Origin of the sequence: Neorhizobium fuzhouense, from assembly GCF_042611105.1 — a bacterium.
Classification (GTDB): domain Bacteria; phylum Pseudomonadota; class Alphaproteobacteria; order Rhizobiales; family Rhizobiaceae; genus Neorhizobium; species Neorhizobium galegae_A.
On sequence record NZ_JBHFFP010000008.1, the window covers coordinates 190,440 to 216,929 of the forward strand.

At 63.5% G+C, this 26,490-nt stretch carries 21 protein-coding genes and 1 riboswitch; of the genes, 13 read left to right on the forward strand and 8 right to left on the reverse strand.

The window, feature by feature from the left end; translation table 11 throughout:
• Positions 1-16: 16 nt before the first annotated feature.
• Entirely contained in the window at positions 17-1,042 is a 1,026-nt protein-coding gene (locus ACEXP3_RS15810; RefSeq protein ID WP_377298137.1) for a FecCD family ABC transporter permease, read from the reverse strand.
• Positions 1,039-2,079: an ABC transporter substrate-binding protein gene (locus ACEXP3_RS15815; protein WP_377298138.1), complete on the reverse strand. Its 1,041-nt coding sequence runs from the start codon at positions 2,077-2,079 to the stop codon at positions 1,039-1,041. The genes ACEXP3_RS15810 and ACEXP3_RS15815 overlap by 4 nt, the downstream gene beginning before the upstream one ends.
• 180 nt (positions 2,080-2,259) lie before the next feature.
• Positions 2,260-2,500, reverse strand: a riboswitch (cobalamin riboswitch).
• A gap of 1,129 nt (positions 2,501-3,629) precedes the next feature.
• Between ACEXP3_RS15815 and ACEXP3_RS15820 the strand changes: the two genes are divergently transcribed.
• The 10 genes from ACEXP3_RS15820 (at position 3,630) to ACEXP3_RS15865 (ending at position 16,758) form a co-directional block, all read left to right on the forward strand.
• Positions 3,630-3,845 carry a hypothetical protein gene (locus tag ACEXP3_RS15820; RefSeq protein WP_210106120.1) on the forward strand — a complete coding sequence of 72 codons (216 nt, stop codon included), beginning with the start codon at positions 3,630-3,632 and terminating at the stop codon, positions 3,843-3,845.
• Positions 3,842-4,987, forward strand: coding sequence for an EAL domain-containing protein (locus ACEXP3_RS15825; protein WP_377298139.1), 1,146 nt, complete (start codon positions 3,842-3,844; stop codon positions 4,985-4,987). The genes ACEXP3_RS15820 and ACEXP3_RS15825 overlap by 4 nt, the downstream gene beginning before the upstream one ends.
• Entirely contained in the window at positions 4,984-5,499 is a 516-nt protein-coding gene (locus tag ACEXP3_RS15830; RefSeq protein ID WP_377298140.1) for a hypothetical protein, read from the forward strand. Before ACEXP3_RS15825 ends, ACEXP3_RS15830 begins: the two co-directional genes overlap by 4 nt.
• Positions 5,500-5,723: 224 nt before the next feature.
• Positions 5,724-8,414: a LuxR C-terminal-related transcriptional regulator gene (locus ACEXP3_RS15835; protein WP_377298141.1), complete on the forward strand. Its 2,691-nt coding sequence runs from the start codon at positions 5,724-5,726 to the stop codon at positions 8,412-8,414.
• A gap of 120 nt (positions 8,415-8,534) precedes the next feature.
• On the forward strand, positions 8,535-10,229 hold the full coding sequence (locus ACEXP3_RS15840) for a hydantoinase B/oxoprolinase family protein (RefSeq protein WP_377298142.1): 1,695 nt from the start codon (positions 8,535-8,537) through the stop codon (positions 10,227-10,229).
• Positions 10,226-12,301 carry a hydantoinase/oxoprolinase family protein gene (locus ACEXP3_RS15845; RefSeq protein ID WP_377298143.1) on the forward strand — a complete coding sequence of 692 codons (2,076 nt, stop codon included), beginning with the start codon at positions 10,226-10,228 and terminating at the stop codon, positions 12,299-12,301. The genes ACEXP3_RS15840 and ACEXP3_RS15845 overlap by 4 nt, the downstream gene beginning before the upstream one ends.
• 1 nt (position 12,302) lies before the next feature.
• On the forward strand, positions 12,303-13,388 hold the full coding sequence (locus ACEXP3_RS15850) for an ABC transporter ATP-binding protein (protein ID WP_377298144.1): 1,086 nt from the start codon (positions 12,303-12,305) through the stop codon (positions 13,386-13,388).
• Positions 13,389-13,452: 64 nt separating this feature from the next.
• Complete coding sequence (locus tag ACEXP3_RS15855) at positions 13,453-14,628, forward strand: ABC transporter substrate-binding protein (RefSeq protein ID WP_377298145.1); 1,176 nt, start codon at positions 13,453-13,455, stop codon at positions 14,626-14,628.
• Between the two features lie 466 nt (positions 14,629-15,094).
• Entirely contained in the window at positions 15,095-15,961 is an 867-nt protein-coding gene (locus tag ACEXP3_RS15860) for an ABC transporter permease (RefSeq protein WP_377298146.1), read from the forward strand.
• The gene (locus ACEXP3_RS15865; RefSeq protein ID WP_377298147.1) at positions 15,958-16,758 is read left to right on the forward strand and encodes an ABC transporter permease; all 801 of its coding nucleotides are present in this window, start codon (positions 15,958-15,960) and stop codon (positions 16,756-16,758) included. The genes ACEXP3_RS15860 and ACEXP3_RS15865 overlap by 4 nt, the downstream gene beginning before the upstream one ends.
• 6 nt (positions 16,759-16,764) lie before the next feature.
• On the opposite strand, the gene ACEXP3_RS15870 is transcribed toward ACEXP3_RS15865, so the two are convergent.
• The 3 genes from ACEXP3_RS15870 to ACEXP3_RS15880 all read right to left on the reverse strand — a co-directional run bounded on the left by ACEXP3_RS15870 (position 16,765) and on the right by ACEXP3_RS15880 (position 20,002).
• Positions 16,765-17,832: an HlyD family secretion protein gene (locus tag ACEXP3_RS15870; RefSeq protein ID WP_377298148.1), complete on the reverse strand. Its 1,068-nt coding sequence runs from the start codon at positions 17,830-17,832 to the stop codon at positions 16,765-16,767.
• Between the two features lie 42 nt (positions 17,833-17,874).
• Positions 17,875-19,482 (reverse strand): MFS transporter, encoded by a 1,608-nt coding sequence (locus ACEXP3_RS15875; protein ID WP_377298190.1) that lies wholly within the window; start codon positions 19,480-19,482, stop codon positions 17,875-17,877.
• 61 nt (positions 19,483-19,543) lie between these two features.
• Positions 19,544-20,002 carry a MarR family winged helix-turn-helix transcriptional regulator gene (locus ACEXP3_RS15880; RefSeq protein WP_377298149.1) on the reverse strand — a complete coding sequence of 153 codons (459 nt, stop codon included), beginning with the start codon at positions 20,000-20,002 and terminating at the stop codon, positions 19,544-19,546.
• A gap of 204 nt (positions 20,003-20,206) precedes the next feature.
• On the opposite strand from ACEXP3_RS15880, the gene ACEXP3_RS15885 reads away from it, so the two are divergent.
• The gene (locus ACEXP3_RS15885) at positions 20,207-20,986 is read left to right on the forward strand and encodes an SDR family oxidoreductase (RefSeq protein WP_377298150.1); all 780 of its coding nucleotides are present in this window, start codon (positions 20,207-20,209) and stop codon (positions 20,984-20,986) included.
• Positions 20,987-20,997: 11 nt separating this feature from the next.
• On the opposite strand, the gene ACEXP3_RS15890 is transcribed toward ACEXP3_RS15885, so the two are convergent.
• Positions 20,998-21,855 carry a DUF1194 domain-containing protein gene (locus tag ACEXP3_RS15890; protein ID WP_377298151.1) on the reverse strand — a complete coding sequence of 286 codons (858 nt, stop codon included), beginning with the start codon at positions 21,853-21,855 and terminating at the stop codon, positions 20,998-21,000.
• Positions 21,856-22,132: 277 nt separating this feature from the next.
• Here ACEXP3_RS15890 and atzF point away from each other — a divergent pair, with 277 nt between their 5' ends.
• On the forward strand, positions 22,133-23,938 hold the full coding sequence (gene atzF / locus ACEXP3_RS15895) for an allophanate hydrolase (protein WP_377298152.1): 1,806 nt from the start codon (positions 22,133-22,135) through the stop codon (positions 23,936-23,938).
• A gap of 53 nt (positions 23,939-23,991) precedes the next feature.
• Here the strand turns inward: atzF and ACEXP3_RS15900 are convergent, their stop codons facing one another.
• Both ACEXP3_RS15900 and ACEXP3_RS15905 read right to left on the reverse strand, forming a co-directional pair.
• Entirely contained in the window at positions 23,992-25,344 is a 1,353-nt protein-coding gene (locus ACEXP3_RS15900; RefSeq protein WP_377298153.1) for a histidine kinase dimerization/phospho-acceptor domain-containing protein, read from the reverse strand.
• Positions 25,334-26,002 (reverse strand): response regulator transcription factor, encoded by a 669-nt coding sequence (locus ACEXP3_RS15905; RefSeq protein WP_377298191.1) that lies wholly within the window; start codon positions 26,000-26,002, stop codon positions 25,334-25,336. Before ACEXP3_RS15905 ends, ACEXP3_RS15900 begins: the two co-directional genes overlap by 11 nt.
• A 207-nt stretch (positions 26,003-26,209) precedes the next feature.
• Here ACEXP3_RS15905 and ACEXP3_RS15910 point away from each other — a divergent pair, with 207 nt between their 5' ends.
• Positions 26,210-26,488, forward strand: coding sequence for a PepSY domain-containing protein (locus ACEXP3_RS15910; RefSeq protein WP_210106104.1), 279 nt, complete (start codon positions 26,210-26,212; stop codon positions 26,486-26,488).
• Positions 26,489-26,490 lie beyond the last annotated feature (2 nt).

A 26,490-nucleotide genomic window follows, 5' to 3' on the forward strand; every position in this document is an offset into this window, starting at 1 on the left:
TTGTCGGCGTCCACCCTCACAGACTTGCCCTCCGCTGGCTCATGATCAGGGCAAAGGCGGGCGCACCGAAGAGCGCGGTCACCACGCCGATGGGCAGGACCTGTCCCGGGACCAGAATACGCGACAGGACATCCGCCGCAATCATGAAGATGGCGCCGACAATGGCGGCGGCCGGCAGGAGAACCCCGTGGCGCACACCGACCAGCATGCGCGTCGCATGGGGAATGACCAGGCCGACAAAGCCGATGGAGCCGACAAGCGACACCATGACGGCGGTCATCATGGCCGTCGTGGCAATGAGGATGACCATGACCCGCCGCACGGGAATGCCGAGCGAGGCGGCCGATTCCTTGCCGAAGGCAAAGGCATCGAGCGCGCGCGCCTGGGCAAGGCAGACGACGAGGCCCACGAGCGCCACCGGCAGCGCCAGCGTCACATCCGGCCAGCGCACGCCCGACAGATTGCCGAGCAGCCAGAACATGATGCCGCGCGCCTGTTCGGCATTGGCGGCTTTCGTGACGACAAAGGAGGTGAGCGCATGAAAGAGCTGGGAGCCCGCAACACCGGCCAGAATGATTGCCGCCGAGCCGCGCCCGGCGCGTAGGGCAAGCAGGCTCACCAGCACGAAGGCGATGACGGCGCCGGCAAAGGCGCCCAGCGGCAGGCCGATCATGCCGCCGCCAAGGCCCAGGATCGCAACCGAGACCGCGCCGGTGGAGGCGCCGGCGGAAATGCCGAGCACGTAAGGATCGGCCAGCGGATTGCGCAGGAGCGACTGCAGCACGACGCCCGATAGCGACAGCGCCGCCCCGCAGCAGGCCGCAACGACGACGCGCGACAGCCGGTAGCTCCAGACGATGCCTTCGTCGATCGCCGCCAGAGGGTATCCTGCGCCAAACAGGCGGTTGGCGGCGGTTTTTGCCACCACATCGAAGGGAATGGCGGTTTCGCCGATCGCTGCGCCGAACCAGAGCGCCAGAAGAAGGGCGGCAAGGGCGCCAAGGGCTGCCCCCGCCGCCAGACGGATGCGGCTGTGCTTCACCGCGAAAGGCCCGCCTTTTCAATCGCATCCGCCAACTGTTCGATGCCGTCGATGGTGCGAATGGTCGGGTTCATCGTCTGCGCATCCATCTCCACCACATGGCCGGCCTTCACCGCCGGCATCAGGCTGACGACCGGATCCTTCTGGAGGAAGGCGGCCTTGACGGCACTGTCGTCGGCCGGATAGCGGCGGCGCTCCATGCGGGCGGCCACGATGATCGAGGGGTTGGCGCGCGCGATCGTTTCCCAGCCGACGGTTGGCCATTCCTCGTCGCTGTCGATGACATTCGTGATCCCGAGCGCCTTCATGATATAGCCGGGCGCGCCATTCCTGCCCGCCACATAGGGATCTGCGGCAAGCGTTGCGCTGGAAAACCAGAAGACGGCCGACAGCGTCGATTTTGCACCGGCCACCTTGGCGCGGGCGGCCTTTTCGCGCGCCATGAGATCGGCCACCACCTGCTCGCCACGATCCTGAACATTGAAGATCCGGGCAAGATCACGGATCTCTTCGTAGATCAGGTCCATGCTGAAGGCCTCTGCCCGCACGCCGTCGCCGCCGGAGGAATTGTCCTTGCCGATGCAATCGGACGGCGAGGTGTAGACCGGAACCCCGAGATCCTCGAACTGGGCAATCGTGCCGACGGTACCTTTCGGGCCGACATGCCACTGGAACTGCACGGTCACGATATCCGGCCTTGTGGCGATGACGCTTTCGAAGCTCGGATCGTTATCGGCAAGCCGCGGCACGGAAGCATTGGCCTCCTCGTAGCCCTTGAGCACCGGGCCGATCCAGACGGCGGTGCCGACGACCTGCTTGGAAAGCCCGAGCAGATAGAGAATTTCCGTGGTGCTCTGCCCAAGCGACACCGCCCGCTGCGGAGGCTTTGAAAAGGTGATCTGGCGTCCGCAATTCTGCAGTGTCAGCGGATAGGTGGTTTCTGCGGCAAAGGCACCGGAAGCGGGAAGCACTGCTCCGGCAACAATCAGCCCGGCCGCAAAGGCCTGGCGCAACGCGTGCGTCATACGAATAAACATGTGGTCGAACCCTGGTGGCTATGGGGGGCCTTCAGCCCCTGCGATAAAAGCATCTCAGCTGCAATCAGCCCTGATGGACGGATGTCAGGCGTTTGGGGCGCTTGAGGGTTCGACAACCGGTGCTCGCAAAGCGAGAAATAGTCATGTCAGCTCCTGTTCCGGGCATCCCCGCCCGTGACGTTGGACTTCAGTGCGATGGCAGGTCTCCTGGCTCACGGTTGGCGCCTCTCATCTGCCTTCCCGCACAAAATTTCGTGCAGTGGCATGGTGCCTGGTCGGCACCACGAGGATGATTGGCATCCGCTTACAGTTGCGGGGGCAGCCACGGCATTGGGACCCTGATGGAGGTTCCGCACCGTGTTCCCTATTAATCCCCTTCTCCGGCGAACCGGCTTGGGGAACCATCAACCGCCAGTTAAGCCGGGCAATGGCACCGCGTCAAGGCAGGCGACCGCGGTCGAGAGATCCTGTCGTCGTTCGTTATGTAATATCATTACAATTGGATTCGCAAAATCCGTTTGTAAAGTCGCCCCGGCGGATTTTGCGATACGCGGGTAGCGAGGCTGGGCGCGTTAAGATCGCTGCTGGTGTTCGTCCTTTTTCGCAGCCGTTGACGTCCGGCGCTCCCTGGAGCATCGGCCAGCGCCGGATGTGCGGCTGGTTCCAGTCGTGTGGTGCCGTCGGCGACACACCATTTTCTGCGCCAGCCTGATGCCGGTTTCACCGTCTCAGAATGGGGCGCGAGGGAATTTCACCCAAAGATACCTGTCTATTTTGGCACATGACGGTCCTCAGGTGGCATTGGTGGTTGATCGTCCGTTTCATTTTGGCGCGTTCCGCGATCTATAATACTGGCGCGTCCCGGAGTTATTCTCTGACGTCGCCCGCTTATTTTCCAATTGGGAGCAAATTTGCCTTTTTCTCGTCTCATTCGGGGCGAATGCTTGACTTCACGCGGTTGAAAAATACACGTATTGCGTGTTTTTGCGCGGGCAGCAGCGGGAATGTCGGTCCGGTGCGCCATCTGCGGCATTGAGGATTGTCTGCCCCGGATGTGTGGCTTGAACAGTCGTTTCAGGCATATTTATTCGCAGTTACGAATATAAATGAATTTTCTTTTCATTTGCAGATCAGTGCGCTAGACGGCCTTTCGCATTGATTTGCCTGCTTCGGCCGGCGGATCCGGCACAACCTCCTTCAGCCGTCGTGAGACGGCTCGGGATCAATGGCGACGGATCCGGAAGGCGAGGCGCGATCGGGTGGCGACTCTCCGGAAGGATAAATTCGCAGACGGCATAGGGTTTTACGTGGGCAGGACGATTCAAGATTGAAAAGCCTTGTTTTTCGACTTGAAGAGCTTAACCTAATCGCTGACCGCTTCGCAAAGGGCGCGCAAAATGCTTCTGCGAACTAAAAGTGTTACTATTGACAATAAGATGAGAAGCCGAGTAAAAATAAGTTTCTGATTTCACTCGGTTGAATGCCCGTAAAGCATTGAAAATTTTAACGGCTTATTAGTACAAATCACCGTCGGAAAAAGGGTTCCCTTCATGCAGGGTGAAATCAGCTATGATGGCTGTGAACCGGGGTATGGCGAAGCAGATGGTTGCACGTCCGCTCGCTCTTCGGTCCGGGATGGTCTCGATTTCGTTGTTTCTTCCAACGGTGTCTTCAAACCATTTCTCAACGAGACCGGCGGCGCATCCTGTTATGCCGGCGGCGTTGCGGGTCGCGTCTACATGATCAGCTGGGGAGCACTGTCATGAATGCCACGGCTGCCATGTGCATTACGATCGATAATCTCGGAGATATTTCGACCTATTTCGGCGAGGGTGTCGCCGGCCGCGTCCTGGCGGAAGTCGCCCGCCGGCTGGAGCGGTCGCTGCAGGTGCCCTTCACCATTGAAAGCTGGGGTGTGGCGGCGTCGCCCTTCCAGCTCGAGGATGGCCTGCCGGTCTGGTCGCGCGTCGATGAGGCGCTTTGTGCGGCAGCCGCCCTGCCGATCCCGGTTGGCAACAACCGCATCGTCGTGGCGCTGAGCTGCCGCAACACCGTGCCGGACGCGCAAGGGCTCCACACCGCCTCGCAGAACAGCGCGCAGGATTATCGCATCGACATGAGCGCCGCGGCGCTGGCCTATGAGGCGCTGTTCAACGCCCGCTTCACGCTGGTCGAACAGCCGGTCTGCAGTGCGTCCGAGCCCGCGTCGGTTCTTTACAGCGAATGCGTCGTGCGCCTGTCGGATGAGGATGGCCGCGTGGTCATGCCCGGCGTCTACATGCCAGCGCTGGAACGCCTCGGCCTCACCCAGGTATTTGATCGCCGCATTGCGCAGTCGGTGGTCGAAGAGCTGGTGCGTCGCCCGGATGTCGTTCTGGGCTGCAACATGTCGGCGCTGTCGGCCTCGGTCGATCTCTGGTGGCGGCTGGTGTTTCCCCGTCTCGTGCGCGAGGCCGGCGTCGGCCAGCGCATGGTCATCGAGATTTCGGAATCGGCGCGTCCCTACAGTTTCGAAGCGGTGGCGGAATTCGTCTCGCACATCCAGCAGGCCGGCTGCCGCGTGGCGCTCGATGATTTCGGCACCGGTTTCAGCTCCATCGGCTATGCCCGCCACACGCGCTTCGACGTCATCAAGATCGATGCCGGACGCATCCGCACCCGCGGCTCGGATGCACCGCAGCTGCTCGGCCATCTGATTTCACTGGCCCGCCATGTTGCCAACGAGGTCGTGGTCGGGTCGGTTGAGAGTGAGGCGGACCTTCTGATTGCGCATGCCGCCGGCGCCCGCTGGGTTCAGGGCTTCCTGTTCGGCCATCCGCAAAGCTTGGCCCCGCAGCTTGCCCGTCAGGCGCAGGTCGCCTCGCTGGATGCCCGCCGGCCCGCCGCCCGCGCCGGAGGCGCCCGATGAAACCAGGAACGGCCGCACTTCTTCTGATCGCGGCCATCCTGCAGGCCAGCCTCTCCACGGCCCTTGTCACGGAGCATTATGCGCTTGCGCTGGAAATCGGCCTGTTCGGCTGTCTGCTGATCTGGGCCGTTCTGGCGTTTTTTGCCCGGGATCTTCTGTCATCCGGTCGCGAGCCCCTGCCGCCGCGGCTCCTGAAAGCCGTCGAGGAGCGTTATGCCCGCTACGGCGTCTATGCCATGCCGGTCGCTAACGACCTCTTCTCCGATCGACATGTTCGGGTGGCAGGCCGCAGGATCTCGGTGGATTTCCTGCCACTGCTGGTCGCCACGCTGTCTGCCGCAACCGTTGTCGGGTCTTCCTTCGGCTTTGCTTTGTCCGGTGACATGGCCATGGCGGCGGCGATCACCGGATCTGCCGGCCTTGGCGCGCTCGTGCTGTATTGCTGCCACACGCCACCGGCAACAGATAATGTTCAGGTGGCGGATCTGAAGCGGCGCGCTGGCCGCCGCTGAGCGGCACTCCACTTGATCCCCTGTCTCGGCGCTATTTATCACGCCGGCTTGCGGTGCAATCGACCGGCTGCTGCATCGCGCCATCTCCTCCTGACGCGGCTTGCGCATAGGCCGAAGTTTTTCGGCAAAAATCCCCATCAGATCTTATGGATTTCATGGCGTTACCGGGTTTGGTGGCCAAGGGGGAACTTGCCAAGTGCGCCGCAACTCAGCAAGCTGGCGCCATGAAGGATCAGAACCGATATGCGCCACCGATCAGCGGTCAGCGCCCGATCAAGCGGCGCGGGCTGCTTCTTGGCCTGCACCGTTCCGGTCTTCGCCGGCTGACGACGATCATCGGTTCGGCCGGCTATGGCAAGACCTCGCTTGCGGCGCAGTGGCATGAAATGCTGGTGGCCGATGAGGTGCGTTGCCTCTGGATATCGCTGGAACAGGAGCATTGCGACCAGCGGCAGTTCCTGCTGACCCTGCTCGATGCCTTGCAGCCGCTTCTGGCCGATGACACCGGCGGTCTCGATGCGGCAAGCATGCCGGTCGCTTCGCTTCTGTCCATTCTGGCAACGCGCCTGCGCCGCATCGAGCAGCCGCTGGTCCTGTTCCTCGACGATTACCATCTGGCGCAGACCGATGCGACCGAGGCGCTGATGGCAAAAATTCTGGCCGATCGTGGCCTCGATCACCTGAAGCTGGTGCTGATCTCGCGAAGCCCGCCGCGCTTCCCGCTGTCGGCGCTACGCCTGCACGGCGAGTTGAAGCAGATCGGCGTGGCGGATCTCGGCTTTTCCGATGACGAGGCGCTGGAATTCTTCTCCGACGACAGGCTGGGATTGAACCCTGAGCAGATCGGCGCGCTCAACCGGCGCACGGAGGGCTGGGCCGTTGCGCTGCAGATGGTGCGCCTGCTGGTTCACGACAATCCGCAGCGCGAGGCGGTGCTGGCCTCGTTCGACGGCAGCAATGTCGAAATGGGTAACTACCTGTCGGAACAGGTGTTTGCGCAGCTGCCGGACGATATCCAGCAGTTCCTCCTGAAGACGGCGGCGCTTCCGGCCTTCAGCCGCGATCTGGTGGCCGCGCTCTTCGAGGGCGAGGCGAGCGCTCTTCTGATGGATCGCCTCGCCGACCATGCGCTGCCGATCACGCTGCTGGCGGGGGAGGGCGGCTGGATGCGCTCCCACCCGGTCTTCAATGCGTTTCTGCGCCAGAAGGCGCTGCGCCAGGGGTTTGATACGCAGTCGGCGGTGAGGCGCGCGGCGCGCTGGTTCGAGGTGCAGGGCGATTTCGACCAGGCGGTGCGCCACGCGCTCTCAGGCGGCAGCGCCGATCTGGCCGCCCGCATCGTCGAACGGGCCGGCGGCTGGCGGCGCGTCTATGCCACCACGCGCGGCGGCACCATGCTGTTCCAGATGATTTCCGCGCGCGCCGCCGGCATCGATCTCGATGGCTTTCCGTTGACGACGCTTGGGCTTTCGGTGGTCAGCGCCAAGGCCGGCCAGCTGGAAGCGGCCAATCACTACCTGTCGATTGCCGAACGGGCGGTCGGCACCTTGAAGGCCTATGCGGCGGATCTGCGCGTGGTGAAGGTGCTGCTGTCGCTCTACCTCGATCACTGGGCAACATCTGCGGATCTTGCCGCGCTGGAAGACGATCTTTTGAAGCCGGAGGGCATGGAGCTGATCCACCGGGCGCTGGCGCTCAACATGCTCTCCTACAATTACCTGATCCGCAGCGATCTGGAGCGCGCCCGCCATTACGGACATCTGGCCATCCGCACCTTCCGCGATGGCGGGGCGGATTTCGGCGCCATGCACCTTTATACCCATATCGGTCAGGCGGCCTTCTTCAGCGGCGATGCGGCGGGCGCTGAGGAAGCCTATGACCACCTGATCAGCGAGGCGCAGGCCAATATCGGACCGGGAAGCGATCTCGATGCCGTGGGCCAGGTGCTGAAGGCCGAACTCCAGTCGATGCGCGGCGATCTTTCTGCGGCGGCAGCACCGCTCTCCTGGGCGCTGCCGCATCTGGAGCGCCATGATACCTGGTTTGATCTTCTGGCCGCGGGCGTGATGGGCCAGCAGCGCGTGCTGCGGCTGGGCGGCGATGTCGTCGGTGCGCATGCCTCCATCGACCGCGTGCGCTCGACCGCCAAGCGGCGCGGTTTTGATCGCCTGATCCGCCTCATCGATGGCGAATGCTGCGGGCTGCTGATCTCGACGGGCGATATCGAGCATGCCATCCGCCATGCGGAGCTGTCGGGCTTTGGCCGCAGCGTCATCCAGTCCGACCGCCTCAACACGCTGCAGACCCATCTGCGCGGCACAACGCCCGCCTTGTTGTGGACGCGGATCTTTCTGGCTGAGGGCAAGCCGGAGCGCGCGCGCGACACGCTGGACTGGCTGATGACGCGCCAGTCGGAGCGGCCGCATCTCGTGCGCTCCATCGAGCTGCAACTGCTGGAAATCCGCATTCTGGCGGCCGAGGGGCGCAAGGATGCGGCATCCGCCTGCCTCTGCGATCTGCTGATGACGATGCCGCTTGCCGATTATGCATCGCTGCTGCAGCTGGAGGCGGCCGATGTTCCGGATCTCCTGCGGGAGCTGTCCACCTGCAGCCAGTTTCCCGCCGTGGCGCGCCAGCGGCTGTTGCAATGCCTCGATCGGGTCCGCCCGGCAGATCCGGCACACGTGCCACCCTTTGCCGAGATGGTCGCCCCCGGCGCGGACCTCACGGAGCGCGAGCGCAGCGTGCTCTCCCTGTTGAGCGCCGGCCTCAGCAACAAGGAGATCGGCCGCCGGCTTGATCTCAGCGACAATACGATCAAGTTTCACCTGCGCAACATTTTCACCAAGCTGAATGTTTCCACCCGCACGGCCGCCGTGACGACCGCCCGCGACAAGGGCGTGCTGCAGCGGTGAGCACCTACCCGAACGGGTAGGTACGCGCGCCTGCCTGCCTACCCTTTTGGCAGGCTGTCGCCCTTTTGCGACCCGCCATATCTTCACCGGACAGGGAACGGGCAGAGGGCAGGTCAAGACATGCAGGCAGCCGGTGGTCGGATCGATGCCGTCACGCAGGAGATCATCGAGGGAAAGCTGCTGGCCACCGTCGACGAGATGGGCATCGTCATGGCCCGCACCAGCATGAGCCCTGTCATCTATGAGGTTCTGGATTTTGCCTGCGGCGTGCTGACGGCCGAAGGCGAATTGGTGGCGCAGATGAACGGCATCACGCTGTTTACCGGCACGTTCGGGGCGCAGGTGAAGGCGCTGATCGCCCGCTTCGGCGGCAATCTGGCCGATGGCGATATTCTTTTGACCAACGATCCTTATGCCGGCGGCACCCATGCCTGCGATTTCGCCATCGTCAAGCCGATCTTCTTTGACGGCGCGCTCATCGCCTATGCGATTAATGTGGCCCATTATCTCGATGTCGGCGGTTCCGTTCCGGGAAGTCTTGCACCGGATGCCACCTCGGTGTTCCAGGAAGGGCTTCGCCTGCCGGGCGTGAAAATTGCCCGCGCTGATGCCTTCTGCGACGATATCCTGCACATCATCCGCGAAAACGTCCGCCTGCCGGATGTGGCGCTGGGCGATCTCACGGCGCAGGTCGCAACAGTCCGGGTGGCGGCCCGCCGCATGGGCGAGATCGCGGAAAAATACGGCGCCTCCACCGTACGCGGCGCCTTTACCCAGTTGCTGTCGACCAGCGAGCGGCTGAGCCGGGCGGCGATTGCGGCACTTCCCGATGGCATCTACCGCGCCGATGACGTGATCGACGGCGATGGCGTCAGTGCCGCGGCCATCCCCGTCACGGTCGCCGTCACCATCGACGGCGATCGCATCACTGCCGATTTCACCGGTTGCCCGCCGGCCGTTGCCGGGCCTATCAACTGCGCGCGCGGCGCCCTCGAATCGGCCGTGCGAACCATCGTCAAGGCGCTGGTCGGGCCGCAGGCGCCCTCCAACGAGGGCTGGTTCCGGCCGCTTTCGGTCATCGCGCCCCCCGGCACGATCTTTACGGCTGAAAAGCCCTCGCCCACCGGCTGGTATTACGAAGGCTCCGTGCATGCCTCGGAACTGGTGTGGAAGGCGCTCGCACCGCTGATGCCGGCACGCTTTTCTGCCGGCTCCTATTCCAGCCTCTGCGTCGTCTATATTTCCGGCCGTGACGATCAGGGTGCGCCCTTCATCCATATCGAGCCGCAGCATGGCGGATGGGGTGCGAGCGAAGGGCGCGACGGCGCCAATGCGCTGATCGCGCTCACCGACGGCGATACCTATAACTACTCCGTCGAGGCGATCGAGGCGCGGTTTCCGCTGATCGTCAGGCGCTATGCGCTGAACGTCGAGGGCGGCGTCGGCGCCGGGCGCCGGCGCGGCGGCTTTGGCATTATCCGCGAATATGAAATCCGCGCCGAGGGTGCTGAGGCCTATTGCAGCTTCGGCCGCACGGCGACAAAGCCCTGGGGCATGGCGGGAGGGCTTTCCGGCACGGCAAACAGCCTGCAGGTTCGCTGCGGCGCCAGCGGTCACACCCGGGAATTCGGTCGCGCGCCGCATATCCCGCTTTCCACCGGCGACGTGTTGCGCATCGTGACCGGCGGCGGTGGTGGCTGGGGCACGCCCACCGAGCGCGAAAAACATCTCATCGAACAGGATCTGACCGACGGGCTGCTCAGCGAAGCGGCCGCGCGGGACACCTATGGATACCAGAAGGAACTCAACCCATGATCAGGCTTGCAACCGATGTCGGTGGCACGTTTACCGATCTTGTCGGCTATGACGAAGTGACCGGCGAAGTCTTCACCGCCAAAAGCCTCACCACTGTCGATGATCAGTCGCGCGGCGTGCTGCAGGCGATTGCTGAGGCCGAGGATCGCGATGGACTGCGCCGGCGCGACGTGACGTTTTTTGCCCATGGCGGCACCACGGTGATCAACGCCATTACCGAGCGCAAGGGCGTCAAGACGGCACTCGTGACCACCGCCGGCTTTCGCGACGTGCTGGAAATCGGTCGTGGCAACCGGCCGGATCTCTACAATCTGCAATTCCACAGCCCCGAGCCCTTCGTGCCGCGCCATCTGCGCTTTGAAGTGCGCGAGCGCATCGATGCCAGAGGCAAGGTGCTGACCCGGCTGGAGCTGGACGACCTGAAGCCGATCATCAAGACCTGCCTGGCAGAGGGTGTCGAGGCGGTCGCCATCCTCTTCCTGCACAGCTATGCGAATGCCGAGCACGAGGCGCTGTGCGCCGATATCCTGGCCGATGCACTCCCCTGTGCCACCATTTGCGCAAGCCATGAAGTGTCGCGCCAGTGGCGCGAATACGAGCGCTCCAACACGGTGGTGCTGAACGCCTATGTGCAGCCGATCATCGAATATTATTTCGAGCGGCTGGAAGAGGCGCTGACCGAAACCGATCTCACCTGCCCCTATTATGCCATGCAATCGAACGGCGGCATCGCGACCTTCGATCAGGTGGTGAAAAGTCCGCTGACGCTGGTGGAATCGGGCCCTGCCGGCGGTGTTGCGGGGGCAGCGCGCATCGGAGCGCTGCTGTGCGAAAGCGAGGTCCTGTCGCTTGATGTCGGCGGAACCACGGCCAAATGCTCGCTCATCAAGAACAGCCGCCCGACGCTCGACAGCGAATACCGGCTGGAGCGCAGCCGTATCAACCCCGGTTACGCCGTGCAGGTGCCGGTGGTGGATATCGTTGAAATCGGCGCCGGCGGCGGCTCGATTGCCCGCATCGATCAGCGCGGCACGCTGTCGGTCGGCCCGGAAAGCGCAGGCTCCCTGCCAGGACCGGCCTGCTATGGCCGCGGCGGCAGCCGGCCGACGATCTCCGACGCGCTGCTGACAGTCGGCATCTTCGACCCCGACACCTTTGCCAACGGCACGATGCCGCTTCATCTTGATAAGGCGCGGGCCGCCATCGAAACGATTGCCGTGCCGCTCGGCATGTCGATCGAGGATGCGGCCCTTGCCGTCATCGACATTGCCCATGCCAACATGATCAACGCCCTGAAGCTCGTCACTGTGCAGCGCGGTCATGATCCGCGGGATGCAGCCTTCGTGATCAGCGGGGGCGCGGGGCCGGCGCTTGCGGCGCGGCTGGGGCGTGACCTCAACGTCAAATCGACCGTCGTGCCGCTGCATCCTGGCATTTTTTCCGCCTGGGGCATGCTGGCGGCCGAACCCCGCGCCGATTTCCGCTCCACCTGGTTCTCGCCGCTCTCGCCGGAAGCGCTTGCGACGGCAGCAACGCGCTTTACTGCTCTTGAACAGGACGCGGTGGAGTATTTTGCGAAGGGCGCCGAGGTGGAGATCCGCTTCGCCTACAGCATCGAGGCGCGTTACCGTGGTCAGGAACACGGTGTCTTCACCCGTTTCGAACGCGCTGATACCGAGGCGGATTTTGCCGAACGGTTCCATGCCGCCCATGAGAAGGCCTATTCTTTCCGTCTGCCGCATTCGGCCATCGAGATTACCATGCTGCATCTGGAGGCCATCCTGAGCGGCCCGGTGATTGCCATTCCGAAGATGAACGGCGATCTTCTGTCGAGGGACGCGACGATCAGCGGCCACCGTGATGTCTATTTCGGAGGGGACGAAGGCTGGCTGTCCTGCCCGGTCTACCAGCGGGCAAACCTTTGCCCGCAGATGAGGCTTTCCGGCCCATTGATTGTCGAGGAGCCAACGGCCACAACTCTTGTGCTGGCAGGCCAGCAGCTGGCGTTGACCGAGGAGGGCATCATGATCATCACCGAGCAGGCCGCAGAGCGGGCGGGCGAGGCAGGCTAGCATGGCGATTGCGATCGGGATCGAGGCTGTCACGCGTGAATTCGGCCCTGTCCGGGCCGTGGACGATGTGACGCTCTCCATCGGGGCGGGCGAGTTCTTCACCCTCTTGGGCTCGTCCGGTTGCGGGAAAAGCACGCTGTTGAAGCTGATCGGCGGCTTCGACCAGCCGACCGCCGGCCGCATCACATTTGATGGACGCGACATGGCGGGCATCCCGGCCAACCGGCGTCCGGTCAATACCGTGTTCCAGGGGCTCGGCCTTTTTCCGCACATGAGTGTTGCGAAAAATGTCGGCTACGGGCTTTCCCTGCGCGGCCTCTCCGGCAAGGCGCTGGCCGTCAAGGTCGAGGATGCGCTTGATCTGGTGGAGCTTTCCGGCTTCGGACCGCGCGACGTGAACCTCTTGTCCGGCGGCCAGCGGCAGCGCGTGGCGCTCGCGCGTGCGCTGGTGATGGAGCCCGGCATCCTTCTCCTCGACGAGCCACTGACGGGGCTCGACGAGCGCCTGCGCCAGCAGATGCGCGATGAATTTGCCCGGCTCCACAAGCGCACCGGCGCGACCTTCATCCTCGTCACCCACAATCAGGACGAGGCGCTCAGCCTCTCTGACCGCATGGCCGTGATGCATCAGGGCAGACTGCAGCAGATCGATCGGCCGGCGCTCTTTTTCGATCAACCGGCCAATGCCTTCGTCGCCCGCTTCGTCGGCATCGACATTCAACTGAAACACCAGGGTGTTACCGGGCACGGGGAGGCCGCATACGCCCTGATATGCGGACAGAAAGTGCCGGTCCGGATCGGCGGACCCGTGGCGCCCTCGCAAACGGTGGTGGCGCTGCGCCCGGACCGGCTCTTTTTGCAATCTGAAGACGAAATCTCTTTACAGGAACACGCCGACCGGATGATGCTGACCATGGTGGAGAGCCGTTTTCGCGGCCTGCATCACGACGTGACGCTGGCCTTTGCCGACGGGCAGACGGTGGTGGTCACGCAGGCGGCGGACCGCCCGGTGCCGGAGCCGGGCCAAACCGTTGCCGTGACAATCGCAGCCGGTGGCGCGATGCTTATTCCAACCGCCGATCCCTGATCGGCGCCGCATGACTGAAGACTGACTGTGTTCACCAAGGTTTTTCAAAAGAAAAGGGGATGACATGACAGGGGACAGACAATCGGCTTCGGCCGCAGCAAGCAATTTCAAGCGCCGCCAGTTGTTGCAGTTGATGGCAGGTGGCGGGGCGGCATTTTCCATGGCGGGCTTGGGCGCCATGCCGCGGGCGATGGCGCAAAGCCCGGCAAGCGTCGCCTTCTGGGCGACCGCCACGCTCGATATCGGGGAAAAATGGGCGCAGTTTGCAAGCCAGGTGGGCGTTGCGCCCGAATTCACCGATAACGGCAACGATGTCGGGCCGGTGCTTGCCCGCCTTGCCGCCGGCAATGCCAACGAGCTTTTCGATGTCGGCGGCTTTCAGGGCGGTGCCGAAAAGGAAATGGCGCGCCAGGGCGTCATCATCCCCTGGGATCTCTCCAAGATCCCCAATTACGACAGCATCTGGCAGTGGGCCAAGGATATTCCCTATCTGCGCCAGAACGGCAAGCAATACAGCATCCCGACCGTCGTCAACGCCGATTCGATCATCTACCGCCCCGACAAGCTCGGCAAGGTCGACAGCTACGGCGTGATCTTCGACAAGAAGCTCAAGGGCCGGGTCGCCATGGAAGATGCCTGGATCAACAGCGCCATCTTCACCGCCATGTATCTGAAGGAATCGGAAAACAAGCCGATCAAGGATCCCGGCAACCTGTCCGAGTCCGAACTTGGCCTCGTCATGGAATTCCTCATCAAGCACAAGAAGGATGGGCAGTTCCGCACCTTCTGGAACGGCTGGGAACAGGGCGTGCAACTGGTGGCCGATCAGGAAGTCGACGCCATGACCGGCTGGGAACCGATCGTCTACGAGGGCCGCAAGCGCGGGCTTCAGGTGGACTATGCCGCCCCCGTCGAAGGCTATGAGGGCTGGGGCAACAACACGGTGCTCCTCAAGGGCGCCGGCGATCGCGGCGTCACCGACGCTGCCCACACCTTCGTCAACGGTCTGCTGGCCGGGCTCTATGGCTGCGAACTCGGCAAGTCGCGCGGCTATCTGGTGCCGACCGACAACAATGTCGCCTATGCCAAGAAGAACCCGTCGGAATACAAGCCGGAAGAGGTGCAGGCGCTCGGCGACCACGTCAAAGCCAAATTCGCCGGCAAGGTCTACTGGCAGAACTGCCGCCCGGACAATTTCCAGCTTTACGAGGAATGGTGGCAGAAGCTGCGCAACGCGTGAGGGTCGGGTTTTCGGGAGGTTGAGGGAGGCGTGGTGCGTGCCTTCCCCCTCTGGCCTGCCGGCCATCTCCCCACAAGGGGGGAGACCTGCAGAACGGTTAATCCCTCAAGCCGACTGGAAAGCTTTGTGCATCAGCAAAGACTGGCGCGAGGCCAGACAGGATTGATCTCCCCCCTTGTGGGGGAGATGGCCGGCAGGCCAGAGGGGGAAGGCACGGCACCCCCTTAACCACCGCAGAACCGCCAGCCTAAAACCCATCCGCAAAACCAGGGAATTCCATGACCCGCCGCCTCCCACCGCTTTCGCCCTGATGAGGCTTCCGTTTCATCGAAGCGGCCATGATCTTGCTGATCTCCCCCCTTGTGGGGGAGATGGCCGGCAGGCCAGGGGGGATAAAGCCACGTCACACCCTTAACCACCGCAGAACCGACAGCCTGAAACCCATCCGCCGAACCCAGGGAACCCCATGAACCGCCGCCTCCCGCCAGCCTTTGCCCTCATGGCGCTGCCGCTTCTGGCCATTCTCGTGCTCGGCTTCCTGCCGCTAATGGTAGTGGTGGTATGGAGTGTCTGGACCTGGGATCCCTTGACTTACTGGATCCGGCCGGATTTCAACCTCGGCTCCTACGCGGCGATCCTGGAAGCCGGGCGCTGGATGGTGATCGTCTCGACGCTTGGAAAGGCGCTTCTGACGGCGCTGATCTGTCTTCTCATCGGCTGGCCCACCGCCTATGCGGTGCATTTTCTCGCCGGACGGCGCCTCTCTCTTATCCTTCTGGCGCTGATGACGGTGCCCTTCTTTACCTCCTACCTCATCCGCTCCTTCTCGTGGCGGCTGGTGCTGGGGCGAACCGGGGTGGTCAATGACCTCTTGATCCATCTGGGCCTTGTATCGGCGCCGCTCGACTGGCTGCTGTTTTCCAACTTCGCGGTCCTCGTCGGGCTTGTGGCCTCCTGCCTGCCCTTTGCCACCTTTCCGCTGCTGCTGTCGATGCGCAGGGTCGATCCGGTGCTTCTGGTTGCCGCAGAGGATCTGGGCGCCGGCTTCTGGACACGGCTTTCGACGATTGTCGTGCCGCTGACCATGCCCGGCATTTTTGCCGGCTTTCTCTTCGTCTTCGTCATGGTGGTAGGCTCCTCCACCGAGGTGCAGATGCTGGGCGGCGCCGGTGCCAGCATCGTCTCCGTCATGATCAACGACGTGATGCGGGTGGCCAATTATCCGCTGGCCTTTGCCATCTCGTCGGTGGTGCTTATCGTCATCTTTTCCGTGGTGCTTGCCGGCAATGCCCGCTTCGGGCTGGCGCGGCTGTTCGGGGAGGGGCAGTCATGATGGGAAGCGAAGGCACGCTGTCGCGCGCGCTGATCTGGACGATCACCTGTTTCGGTCTTGCCGTCATCTACGCGCCGCCGCTCTATCTGCTCGGGGTCTCGTTCAATCCGGCGCTGCAGCCGGCGCTGCCGCATGTCGCAGACGTGACGTTGAAATGGTATCTGGCGCTTGCAGGCGAAAAGCAGCTGATCGCAGCGCTCGAGCAATCGCTGCTGATTGCGACCGCCACGGCCTTTGCCGCAACGCTTCTCTCCCTCATGGCCGCACTTGCCTATGTGGAACTGCATGCGCGCCGCGCCGCCTGGTTTCTGACGGTGCTGTTGCCGATGTTCGTGCCGGGCGTCATCCAGGGACTGGCGCTCTCGGCCGTCTTCCAGCGCGCCGGTATCAAGGCCGGCCTCCTGACGGTGATCGGCGGGCACCTGCTCTGGGCGCTGCCCTTTGCCTTCATCGTCATTCTCACAAGTTTTGGCGTGGTGCGCCGGTCCTATCTGATGGCGGCGGCCGATCTGGGGGCGAACCGCTGGCAGCAGTTTCGGGATGTCACCCTGCCGCTCATCCGCCCGGGCCTTGTCAGCGCCTTCATCTTCTCGTTTCTTCTGTCGCTCAACGAGTTTACCCGCGCCTTTTATCTGGCCGGCCGGCAGAACACGCTGCCGGTGGTTCTGTTCGGCAAGATGAATTCCGGCGCATCGCCCACCATCTATGCCATGTCTGGCGCGATCTTCCTGCTGTCGGTCTTCTGCGTCGGGCTGGTGCTCGCCAATGTGCTGCTGAGACGCCGCCAGCCGGCCTGAGCGTTCTCAGCGGGCCGCAACCGCTTCTGCCGGTTGCGGCTGCGCCAGATCGATGCGGGCAACGACAGACATGCCGGGCACCAGCCGGTCCTTCAACGGCTGGTCCGGATCGATGGCGATGCGCACGGGAATGCGCTGGGCGATCTTGGTAAAATTGCCCGTCGCGTTATCCGACTTGATGACGCTGAATTCCGAGCCGGTGGCCGGCGCAAAGCGCTCGATACGGCCCTTGAGCGTCTGGTGGCCGAGCGCGTCCACGGTAAAGGTCACCGCCTGGCCGGCCTGCATGCCGGCAAGCTGGGTTTCCTTGAAATTGGCGACAACCCAGATCCGCTCCGGCACCAGCGATGCGATCTGCGTGCCGACCGAGACATACTGCCCGATGCGAGCCGATATTTCGCCGAGCGTGCCATCCTGCGGCGCGGTAATGCGGGTGTTCTGCAGGTCGATTTCGGCAAGTGCCACAGCGGCGCGGGCGCTGTCGACGGCAGCTTCCAGCGACCGGCGCGAGACGATGGTGGTGTTCAGGTCCTGTTCGGCCACAAGTTCCGCCGCTTCCGCCTGATGGAGCGCTGCCTGCGCCTGATCGAGTGCGGCGCGGTTCTTCTCCGATTCGCTCTGGGTGGAAATATTGCGCTCCAGAAGCGCCTGCGTGCGCTCATAGGTGGTGCGCGCCGCCGTAAGGCTCGCATTGGCGCTTTCGATGGCGGCCTTGGCCGAGACGATCTTGGCCTCGTTGGATTTGCGCGCCTGCTCGGAATTGGCAAGCGCTGCCTCCTCCTTGGCAAGTGCGGCCTTGGCCTGCGCAAGCTTCTGCACGTAGATGCGGTCGTCGATCTGCGCGATCAGGTCGCCGGTCTTGACGGTTTGATAGTCCTTGCGCGGCACATCCACCACATAGCCGGCAAGCTGCGGGCTGATCAGCGTCACCTGGCCGCGCACATAGGCATCATTTGTGGTTTCGACGCTGCCGTGGAAGGGCGGCAGGTTGAAGACGAAAAGGACGATGATCACGCCGGCGGCGCCAATGGCAAGCGCGACATAGGTGGCGATGGAGCGAAAGAACTGGGTCATGGCAGGTTGTTCCGAAGGGGGCAAAAGGGGGCAAACGAGAGATCAGGCCGTGGCGTCGGCTGGGGCCTCAGCCGGCCGGCCGGGCAGCCACCGATCTCTGTGGCGAATGAGGAGATGGAGAACGAGAACGACAAGGGCGGCGCACGAAAGCAGGGCCGTCATCAGGAAGGCGTCGTTATAGGCGAGCACATAGGCCTGCTGCTGCACCTGCTTGGAAAACAGGCTTGCGCCCTGCGCATTGCGCAACACGGGATCGGTCGTGACCCGGGCATAGGCGCCGACATATTGCTGCAGGCGGGCGGCCACCAGCGGATCGGAGCCGGCAAGCCGGGACACAATGCGGAACGAGTGAAACTGTTCGCGCCATTGCACGAAGGTTCCGTAAAGCGCGCTGCCGAGATAACCGCCGACCTTCTGGGTGGTGAGGAAAACGATGATGAAGCTGAGGATATAGTTTGGCCCGCGCTTCAATGCCGCCGAAAAGCCGATTGCCAAGGCCGGCGGCAGGAAAAGCCCGCTCGCAAAGCTGATCAGCATCTGGCTCAAATAGACCTGTTCCGGCCGCGTGAGCACGGTCGATCCGCTGTCCATGTAGCTGCCGATGGCGAGCATGACCAGCGCTGCGGCATGGATGGCGGGCTCGCGGCCGGGCTTCATCAAGAGAGCGCAGAGAAGGCCCGAGACGACGCTTGCGGCAAGGATGACGAGGTATAGGCCCTGCATCTGGTCGCTGAGCAGGCCCATGGTGCGGAACATGCCGATCGCCCCGCTCGACTGTTCCGAGAGGATCAGCCGGAAGACGAGCAGCACGCCGGTGAAATGCACGATCTCGCGTGAAGTCAGCCAGCGGATGTCGAGAAGCTGGTTGCGGCGGTTGAGCTCGATCAGGGCCATCACGGTCAGGCTTGCAAAGCCGATGACCAGCAGCCAGCCGATCCATGGCGCTTCCACCCACCAGTAGAGCCGCCCGACGGTGAGCACGACGGCCACGGCGCCAAGCCCGATGGCCAGAAATCCGTAACTTACGACATCGAGAAGACTGATCACCTTGGCGCGCGGCGGGGAGTTCAGCGGCAGCCGGTAGATGAAGGCAAGGCAGACGAGCGCCAGCCCGAGTTCGAGCAGGTAAAATGCATGCCAGCCGCCGAGATCGAGCAGCGTCGGCGACAGAAGACCGGCAACCGGCGTCGGCAGCGCAAGCGCCGTCAGCGCCAGACACAGGCCAAGGTTCAGCTTGCGCGCCGGCGGCACGGTTTCCAGCATGTAAAGAAAGGCGAGCGACGACATGGGCGCGGCGGCCGCCCCGGCAAAGAAGCGCAGCACCAGCGCGCTTTCAAAACTTCCGGCCCAGAGATGACCAAGACTGATGACGGCATAGGTCACGATGGAAATTTCGGCAAATTTGCGCAGGCCGAACTGGGCCCGAAGCTTGAACAGCATCAGCGTCAGGCTGGCATTGGGGATCATGTAGGCGGCAATCAGCCAGGTGGCTTCCACCTGCGTGACTTCGAGCGGGCCTGCCACCTGCTGGATATTGTTGGACAGAAGGCTAAGCCCAAGTCCCTGCGTCAGAGCAATCAGCGTGGCCGCCAGCATGTAGGCTGCCATCAGCGCCGGCGGGCGCGGCTGAAACGGTGCCGGTGCCGGCATCGGTTCCTGGCCGGGGCGCTTTTGCACATCTTGCGGCAGAAGCTTTTGATCAGGCTCGTCATTAGGGTGCGACATCAAAAATCTCCAGATCGGCCACACGCTCGGAAAGCAGTTCCAGAACGTTGATCGACGTGCTGAGTTGCTCAGGGTCGAGACCTTCGAAAATCCGCTCGCGCAGACGCGCGCCGATGGCTTGCACGAAGGCTGCCTGTTCGCGCCCATGGGCCGTCAGCGCCACCTGCTTGACCCGGCGGTCGGAGAGATCCGGTCGCCGCTCGATGATGCCGTTTTCTTCCATGCGATCGAGAAGACGAACGAGTGTCGCCTGTTCGAGTTCCAGTTCCAGCGCCAGTTCGCTCTGCGTCATGCATTCGCGCCGCGACAGCCGAAGCAGTGCGCGCGCGCGCGGATAGGTCAGGCCGTTCGCCGTCACCTGCTGGTTGAAGGCAGTGCGGATCTTGCGGCTGGCCTTGGTCAGCGATTCGAGAAAGTCGGCGGTCAGCTTGCGGTCGTTTTCCATGGGGCACTTAAGGTTAGTGTGCTAAGGAAAAATAGATAGTGCGCTAACTTTCCTTTTCAAGACCCCTCGCGCCTTGTCCGAGGAAACCGCATCTCATCCCCGCGCCGTCGGGGACGGGTGCCGCGCTGCCCGGATCAGGAACCATTTGCGGCGTCTTCCCGTTCGCCCGCCAGACCGCAGGGACGCAAGAGAAAGGACAGGTTCATGGATCTCACATCGAAAGTTGCTCTCGTCACCGGCGCCGGGTCCGGCATTGGCCATGCGGCCGCGCGTGCGCTGGCAAGGCAGGGTGCCAAGGTTGCGCTTCTCGGCCATACCGAAAGCGAACTCGAAAAAGCCGCAGACGCGCTGCGTGCCGAGGGTGGCGATGCGCTGGCCATTACCGCCGACGTCTCCAGCGACAGCGAGATGAAGGCCGCCCTGCAGACGCTGATCGACCATTACGGCCGTCTCGACCTGGTGGTGGCGAATGCCGGGATCAACGGCGTCTGGGCACCGATCGACGACCTGAAGCCGGAGGAGTTCGACAAGACGATTGCGGTCAACCTGCGCGGCACCTATCTCACCCTGCATCATGCCGTGCCGCATCTGAAGAAACAGGGCGGCGCCATTGTCGTCGTCTCGTCCATCAACGGCAACCGCACCTTCACCTCGCCCGGCGCCACCGCCTATACGGCCACGAAAGCGGCGCAGGTGGCGATCGTCAAGCAGCTGGCGCTGGAACTCGGCCGCCACCACATCCGTGTCAATGCCGTCTGCCCCGGCCAGATCGAGACGCAGATCGACGACAACACCGACAAGCGCCATGTCGAGGAAACGAAGATCCCGGCTGAATTCCCGGCCGGCGAAATTCCGCTGCGCGACGGCAAACCCGGTGCGAGCGCCGATGTTGCCGAGGTCATCGTCTTCCTTGCCTCGGACGCCTCGCGCCACGTGACCGGCACGGAGATCTATGTGGATGGCGGGCAGGGGCTCCTGCGCTAGGGTCATCCGCCTTACGGATCGAAAAACTCGCGCCATTGCTGCTCGCCCAACAGACAATCGGTCGTTGCCGGGCGGGCGGCGGTTGCGATGCGGTGAACTTTGGCGGGCATGAGGCCGCTTACTTCCATCACCAGCTTGCGGCGGATGGCGACGGCAAAATCCTCTGCATTGTGCACCGGCAGCACGAAGGAGCCGGGCCCGCCGATGACGCAGTCGCCATAATATTTGTCGAGACCGCCCATGGTGGCGGAGGGGCGCAGCATGATGGCGAGCCCGTTGATGATGACGCCGGCCTCCACCGCCTTGTCTCGCATCGGCGCCACCGGCTCCCCGATATTGTTCGGCCCGTCGCCGGACACGTCGATCACCTGGCGCATGCCGCGATAGCGGTTGGAGACGAGGCTTGTCGTGCCATAGGCAATGGCGGCGGAGATCGAGGTGCGCCGCTGCGTGGCAATCGGCCGGGCGGCAAGCTTTGCCGCAAAGGCTGCCGCATCTTCCGGCGTTTCGATCACCTGCCAGTCGATGACCGAAGACGGATCGACCTCTCCGGCCCATTCGAAATAGGAAATGGCAATCCTGCCGAGGAGGCCGCCGCGCACCGCGGTGATGAACTCGCCGTGCTGGAGGGCGCTGATATAGCCCTCGCGCTGCACGCGCATCTCGTCGTAATCCATCGAGCGGGAGGTATCGACGGCGAGCACCAGTTCCACATCGACATCCCCGCCGCCTGCGCCGGGGGCTGTTCCGGCTGCGCGAAGGCCCGGCGCGGTCGCGGCAACAGGCGTGGCCGTTGGGTGTCTGTCGGGCAGGTCCGCCGGCGGCGCACCTGCACTTAGGGTCAGAAGCATGGCAAGTGTGGCAAGCATCGCAACCTCGTCACAACCGGGCGTCAGTGCCGAAGTCTAGCACACCGGTAAAGGACGGCTATGGGATTTGCGGGCACGTTTCAGTGATTGCTTACGGGTAAGAAATCGGAGGCTCGTGCGAAGTTGAGAAGAAGATTAAAAAATAGGCATTGTGAGGGCGATTGTATGCAATAAACGTTGTCAGTCGGTGTCGGTGTCCCGCAATTGCGGCATTTCGGGTTGGCATGTCGATTGCTGCGAGGTTTTGAATGAAGCTTTCTGTTCTGGAGGAAATGAGATGATCCCCGCCATTCTCGATCTTGCTGCGCTGAAGGCGCTTTATGCCGAAGGATTGTCTCCGCTCGATCTCGTGGAAGAGGTGATCGCCCGCCGCAAGGCCTCGGACGATCCGGCCGTGTTCATCACCGAGACGCCGGACGAGGATCTGCGTGGCGCGGCGCGCGAGTTGCTCGCCTCCCACCCGCAGCCAAACAGCCTGCCGCTTTGGGGTATTCCCTTTGCGGTGAAGGACAATATCGATGTGGCGGGCCTGCCGACGACGGCGGCCTGCCCGGCTTTTGCCTACGCGGCACAACAGGATGCAACCGTCGTGGCGCGCCTGAAGGCTGCGGGCGCCCTCGTGATCGGCAAGACCAATCTCGACCAGTTCGCAACGGGCCTTAACGGCACCCGCTCGCCCTATGGCGCGCCGCGCTCGGTCTTCGACAAGGCCTATGTGTCGGGCGGCTCTTCCTCCGGCTCGGCCGTTGCGGTGGCATCGGGTCTTGCAAGCTTTGCGCTCGGCACGGATACGGCAGGCTCCGGCCGCGTGCCGGCCGCCTTCAACAATCTTGTCGGCATCAAGCCGACGCCGGGGCTGGTGCCGAATGTCGGCGTCGTACCGGCCTGCCGCAGCGTCGATGTGGTGACCGTCTTTGCCGCGACCGTCGGCGATGGCGCAGCCATCCGCCGGGTGATGGAGGGCTATGACGCGGGGGATCCCTATTCCCGCAAATCCACGCCTGTCGCACTTCCGGCCAGTGGCCTGCGCATCGGCGTGCTGGACGGGGCGGAGCGCGAATTCTTCGGCAATGCCGCCGTCGAGGCGCTCTATGATGCGGCAATTGCCCGGGCACAATCCCTGGGCGCCGCCATCGTGCCCTTCGATTATGCGCCGTTTCGTCAGGCGGCCGAACTGCTCTACAATGGCCCCTGGGTTGCCGAGCGGCTGGCGGCGGTCAAGGATTTCTTCGCGACGAACGTCGATGATTTCGACCCGACGGTGCGCAAGATCATCGAGGGCGCGAAGGCCTATGATGCCGTCGATGCCTTCGAGGGACAGTATAGGCTCGGGCACCTGCGCCAGAAAGCGCTTGCCGAATGGGAAAAGCTCGACCTGCTGATGCTGCCGACGTCGCCCACCACCTATACGGTAGAGGCGATGCTGGCCGATCCGATCGTCAGGAACAGCCATTTCGGCCGTTATACCAACTTTGCCAACCTCTTCGGCCATGCGGCCATTGCCGTTCCCGGCGGTTTTGGCGCGGATGGCCTGCCAAGCGGCGTGACCCTCTTCGGCCCCTCCTTTTCCGACGATGCGCTGGCGCCGTTTGCCGATGCCCTCCACCGCGCCGCCTCCTGCGGCATGGGCAAGGACAAGGTGGCAGTCCTGCCGGAGGCCTCGAAAGTAGCCGCAGCCGATGACGGCCTCGTCACCATCATGGTGGTCGGCGCGCATCTGACGGGCATGCCGCTGAACCACGAACTGACCGGGCCCGGCGGCACGCTGTTCAAAACCTGCCGCACGGCCGGGGATTACCGGCTTTACGTGCTGCCCAACACCACGCCGCCGAAGCCCGGCCTCATCCGCGACCCCGGTTTTGAGGGGCAAGGGCTCGAGGTCGAGGTGTGGAAGGTGGCACCCGCCGCCTTCGGGCGCTTCGTGCAGAACATTCCGGCGCCGCTTGGCATCGGCAAGGTGACGCTGGAGGATGGCAGCCAGGTTTCCGGCTTCCTCTGCGAACCCTATGCCATTGAAGGTGCGCAGGAGGTGACGGCGCTTGGCGGCTGGCGCGCCTATATCGCGTCGCGCAAATCCTCCTAGCGGCAAAAGGACGGAGGCCGGCCTAATCAGGCCAGCCCATCGCTCTCATTGTCTCAGGCGTCCGGTTCGCCAAATTGCACGGTCGCGTGAAATACGTGGTCGCGGCCGTTGCGGCTCCTGCAGGACAGGACGAGGCTTGCGCCCATCTGCGTCACCAGCCGGTCGGCGATCGCAAGGCCGAGGCCAGAGCCGGGGGCGCGGTCATTGCCGCGGGCAAAGCGCTGGCGCAGCTGCGAAAGCTCGGCATCGGAGAGTGCCGGCGAGGCATTGCTGACGCGCACCGATTGCCCGTCCTCGACAAAGACGTCTATGGGCGCCTCGCCAAGCCCGTGCAGGCCGGCATTTTCGATGAGATTACGCAGCACGATGGCAAAGGCGTCCGGATCCGCCGGCCAGTGCAGATGGTCGTCCGTGCCGCGGTGGTAGCGGAGGCGGCCCTTCAGTGGCCCGGAGCGGTTGAACTCATCGACCATCATGTCGACGATCGGCATGAGATCACTGGTTTCCCGGCCGGCGCCGATGCCGGCCTCGGCGCGTGACAGCTGCAGCAGCTTTTCGTTGAGCGCCGCCAGCCGGCGAAGCGCGCCGTCGGCCCGCTTGGCGTGTTCGCGGGCGCTGCCTTCCGGCAATTGTTCGAGCAGCACTTCCACCTGCGCCCGCGCGCCGGCAATCGGCGTGCGAAGCTCGTGGGCGCTGTTGGCCGTCAGTTCCCGTTCCGCCTCGAGCGCGAGCGTGAGGCGCTGCAGAAGCACGTTGACAGACTGGCTGATCGGCTGGATTTCCTGCGGCAGGTCATCCAGCTCGACGGGGGAGAGGTTGCCGCTGTCCTTCATGGCAATTTCGGCCCGCAGCCGGTCGACGGGCAAAAGAGCGCGCCGGACGATCCACCAGATCGCCGCAATGCTGATCGGCAGCAGCACCAGGATCGGCATGAGAAGCGCCGTCATGCCTTCCAGCGCCGCCTCCTGGCGATGATCGAGCGAATCGGCCACCTGCACGAACAGCGAACTGCTGACGGCGGACACCGTGAAGATGCGCCGGCTCTCATCCTCCCAGAAGCCCGGCGTGAGCGGCGCCGGATAGGGATCGGGCGTCACATTGTGGGAATGCATGAGGACGCGGCCATCGGCATCGCGCACCTGATAGGTGAGATATTCATCCGGCACGCTGCCGCGCAGCGCCGTCAGCTTGCGCGGCGTCGTTGTATCCTCGCGCAGGTAAAGATCGTCGACGACCAGCGGCACCAGCCGCTCGGCGGTCTCCTGCAGCGAGCTGTCGAAGATTTCGCCGAACTCCTCGCGCATCACCGACACGCCAAGCCCGACCGCCAGGAGCCAGAACAGGAACAGGGCGCCTGACAGCCAGAGGATCAGCTGTTTTGCAATGCTGCGGTTCTTAACGCTCATCGCTCACCATCCGGTACCCGATGCCGCGCACCGTTTCGATCGTGGCGCGTCCGAGCTTGCGGCGCAGCCGGCTCACATAGACTTCCACCGTATTGCTTTCGATTTCGGCGCCGAAGGAATAGAGCGCCTCTTCGATCTGGCTCTTGCCGACAATGGCGTTGCGCCGCACCGACAGCATTTCGAGAACCGCCCATTCGCGCGCCGAAAGCGCCAGCTGCTCGCCATTGGTGCGGGTGACCCGCCGCTCCGAGGGAAAGATCTGCAGGTCGCCGATCTCGATCATCGGCACCTGGTGGGCGCCGTAGCGGCGGGCAACGGCGTGGATGCGTGCTTCCAGCTCGCCCAAATCGAAGGGTTTGACCAGATAATCGTCGGCGCCGGCATTCAGGCCCTCGATGCGGTCCGACACCTGGTCATGGGCGGTGAGGATGATCACCGGCGTCTTGTCGCGTCTTGCCCGCAGGGCTTTCAGGATATTCAGCCCGTGCCCGTCGGGAAGGCGCAGGTCCAGAAGGATGAGGCCATATTGCACGGCAGCGAGACAGGCCTCTGCATTGTCCTGATCCTTGGCCCAGTCCACCGCATGGCCCTGGCGAACCGCATGCGTCTTGACTGCGTCGCCCAGCGTCTGGTCGTCTTCCACCAGAAGAATTCTCAAAGGCTCGTCTCCCCCCAGTTCGTCACTACCGCCTTCACGCTCCGCCATCAGCCTTCGTCCTGCCCCGGTTGTTCATGCCGGCGCTGTGGCGCACCAGGCTGACGGGGGCCTGAAGAGGATGGCGTCGTTTGCCTTATTCTGGCCCTTCAGGTCCATGTCAGCAAGCGGTTCCACCTTGCAGCTTGTCATCAACGCATGGAGAAACCAATGAGATTCTTGATCACCGTAACGGCGGGCGCGCTTGGCGCGGTGCTGGCGTTTGCCGGCGTGGCCGCCGCCAAGGACAAATGCAATGTGCCGGTGGCCGAGTGGCAGCCGCGCGCAGCACTCCAGAGCAAGCTGGAGGCCGAAGGCTGGAAGATCCGCTCCATCAAGACCGAAGACGGTTGCTACGAGGCCTATGCCATCGATGCCAAGGGCCAGAAGGTCGAAGCCTATTTCGACCCGAAGACGCTTGCCTCCGTCGACATGAAGACCGGTAACTGAGA

Excerpts from the sequence above, each read along its gene's own strand:
- ACEXP3_RS15815 (WP_377298138.1), bottom strand. The coding sequence starts at position 2,079 with ATGTTTATTCGTATGACGCACGCGTTGCGCCAGGCCTTTGCGGCCGGG.
- ACEXP3_RS15820 (WP_210106120.1), top strand. The coding sequence starts at position 3,630 with ATGCAGGGTGAAATCAGCTATGATGGCTGTGAACCGGGGTATGGCGAA.
- ACEXP3_RS15825 (WP_377298139.1), top strand. The coding sequence starts at position 3,842 with ATGAATGCCACGGCTGCCATGTGCATTACGATCGATAATCTCGGAGAT.
- ACEXP3_RS15830 (WP_377298140.1), top strand. The coding sequence starts at position 4,984 with ATGAAACCAGGAACGGCCGCACTTCTTCTGATCGCGGCCATCCTGCAG.
- ACEXP3_RS15835 (WP_377298141.1), top strand. The coding sequence starts at position 5,724 with ATGAAGGATCAGAACCGATATGCGCCACCGATCAGCGGTCAGCGCCCG.
- ACEXP3_RS15840 (WP_377298142.1), top strand. The coding sequence starts at position 8,535 with ATGCAGGCAGCCGGTGGTCGGATCGATGCCGTCACGCAGGAGATCATC.
- ACEXP3_RS15845 (WP_377298143.1), top strand. The coding sequence starts at position 10,226 with ATGATCAGGCTTGCAACCGATGTCGGTGGCACGTTTACCGATCTTGTC.
- ACEXP3_RS15850 (WP_377298144.1), top strand. The coding sequence starts at position 12,303 with ATGGCGATTGCGATCGGGATCGAGGCTGTCACGCGTGAATTCGGCCCT.
- ACEXP3_RS15855 (WP_377298145.1), top strand. The coding sequence starts at position 13,453 with ATGACAGGGGACAGACAATCGGCTTCGGCCGCAGCAAGCAATTTCAAG.
- ACEXP3_RS15860 (WP_377298146.1), top strand. The coding sequence starts at position 15,095 with ATGAACCGCCGCCTCCCGCCAGCCTTTGCCCTCATGGCGCTGCCGCTT.
- ACEXP3_RS15865 (WP_377298147.1), top strand. The coding sequence starts at position 15,958 with ATGATGGGAAGCGAAGGCACGCTGTCGCGCGCGCTGATCTGGACGATC.
- ACEXP3_RS15870 (WP_377298148.1), bottom strand. The coding sequence starts at position 17,832 with ATGACCCAGTTCTTTCGCTCCATCGCCACCTATGTCGCGCTTGCCATT.
- ACEXP3_RS15875 (WP_377298190.1), bottom strand. The coding sequence starts at position 19,482 with ATGCCGGCACCGGCACCGTTTCAGCCGCGCCCGCCGGCGCTGATGGCA.
- ACEXP3_RS15880 (WP_377298149.1), bottom strand. The coding sequence starts at position 20,002 with ATGGAAAACGACCGCAAGCTGACCGCCGACTTTCTCGAATCGCTGACC.
- ACEXP3_RS15885 (WP_377298150.1), top strand. The coding sequence starts at position 20,207 with ATGGATCTCACATCGAAAGTTGCTCTCGTCACCGGCGCCGGGTCCGGC.
- ACEXP3_RS15890 (WP_377298151.1), bottom strand. The coding sequence starts at position 21,855 with ATGCTTGCCACACTTGCCATGCTTCTGACCCTAAGTGCAGGTGCGCCG.
- atzF (WP_377298152.1), top strand. The coding sequence starts at position 22,133 with ATGATCCCCGCCATTCTCGATCTTGCTGCGCTGAAGGCGCTTTATGCC.
- ACEXP3_RS15900 (WP_377298153.1), bottom strand. The coding sequence starts at position 25,344 with ATGAGCGTTAAGAACCGCAGCATTGCAAAACAGCTGATCCTCTGGCTG.
- ACEXP3_RS15910 (WP_210106104.1), top strand. The coding sequence starts at position 26,210 with ATGAGATTCTTGATCACCGTAACGGCGGGCGCGCTTGGCGCGGTGCTG.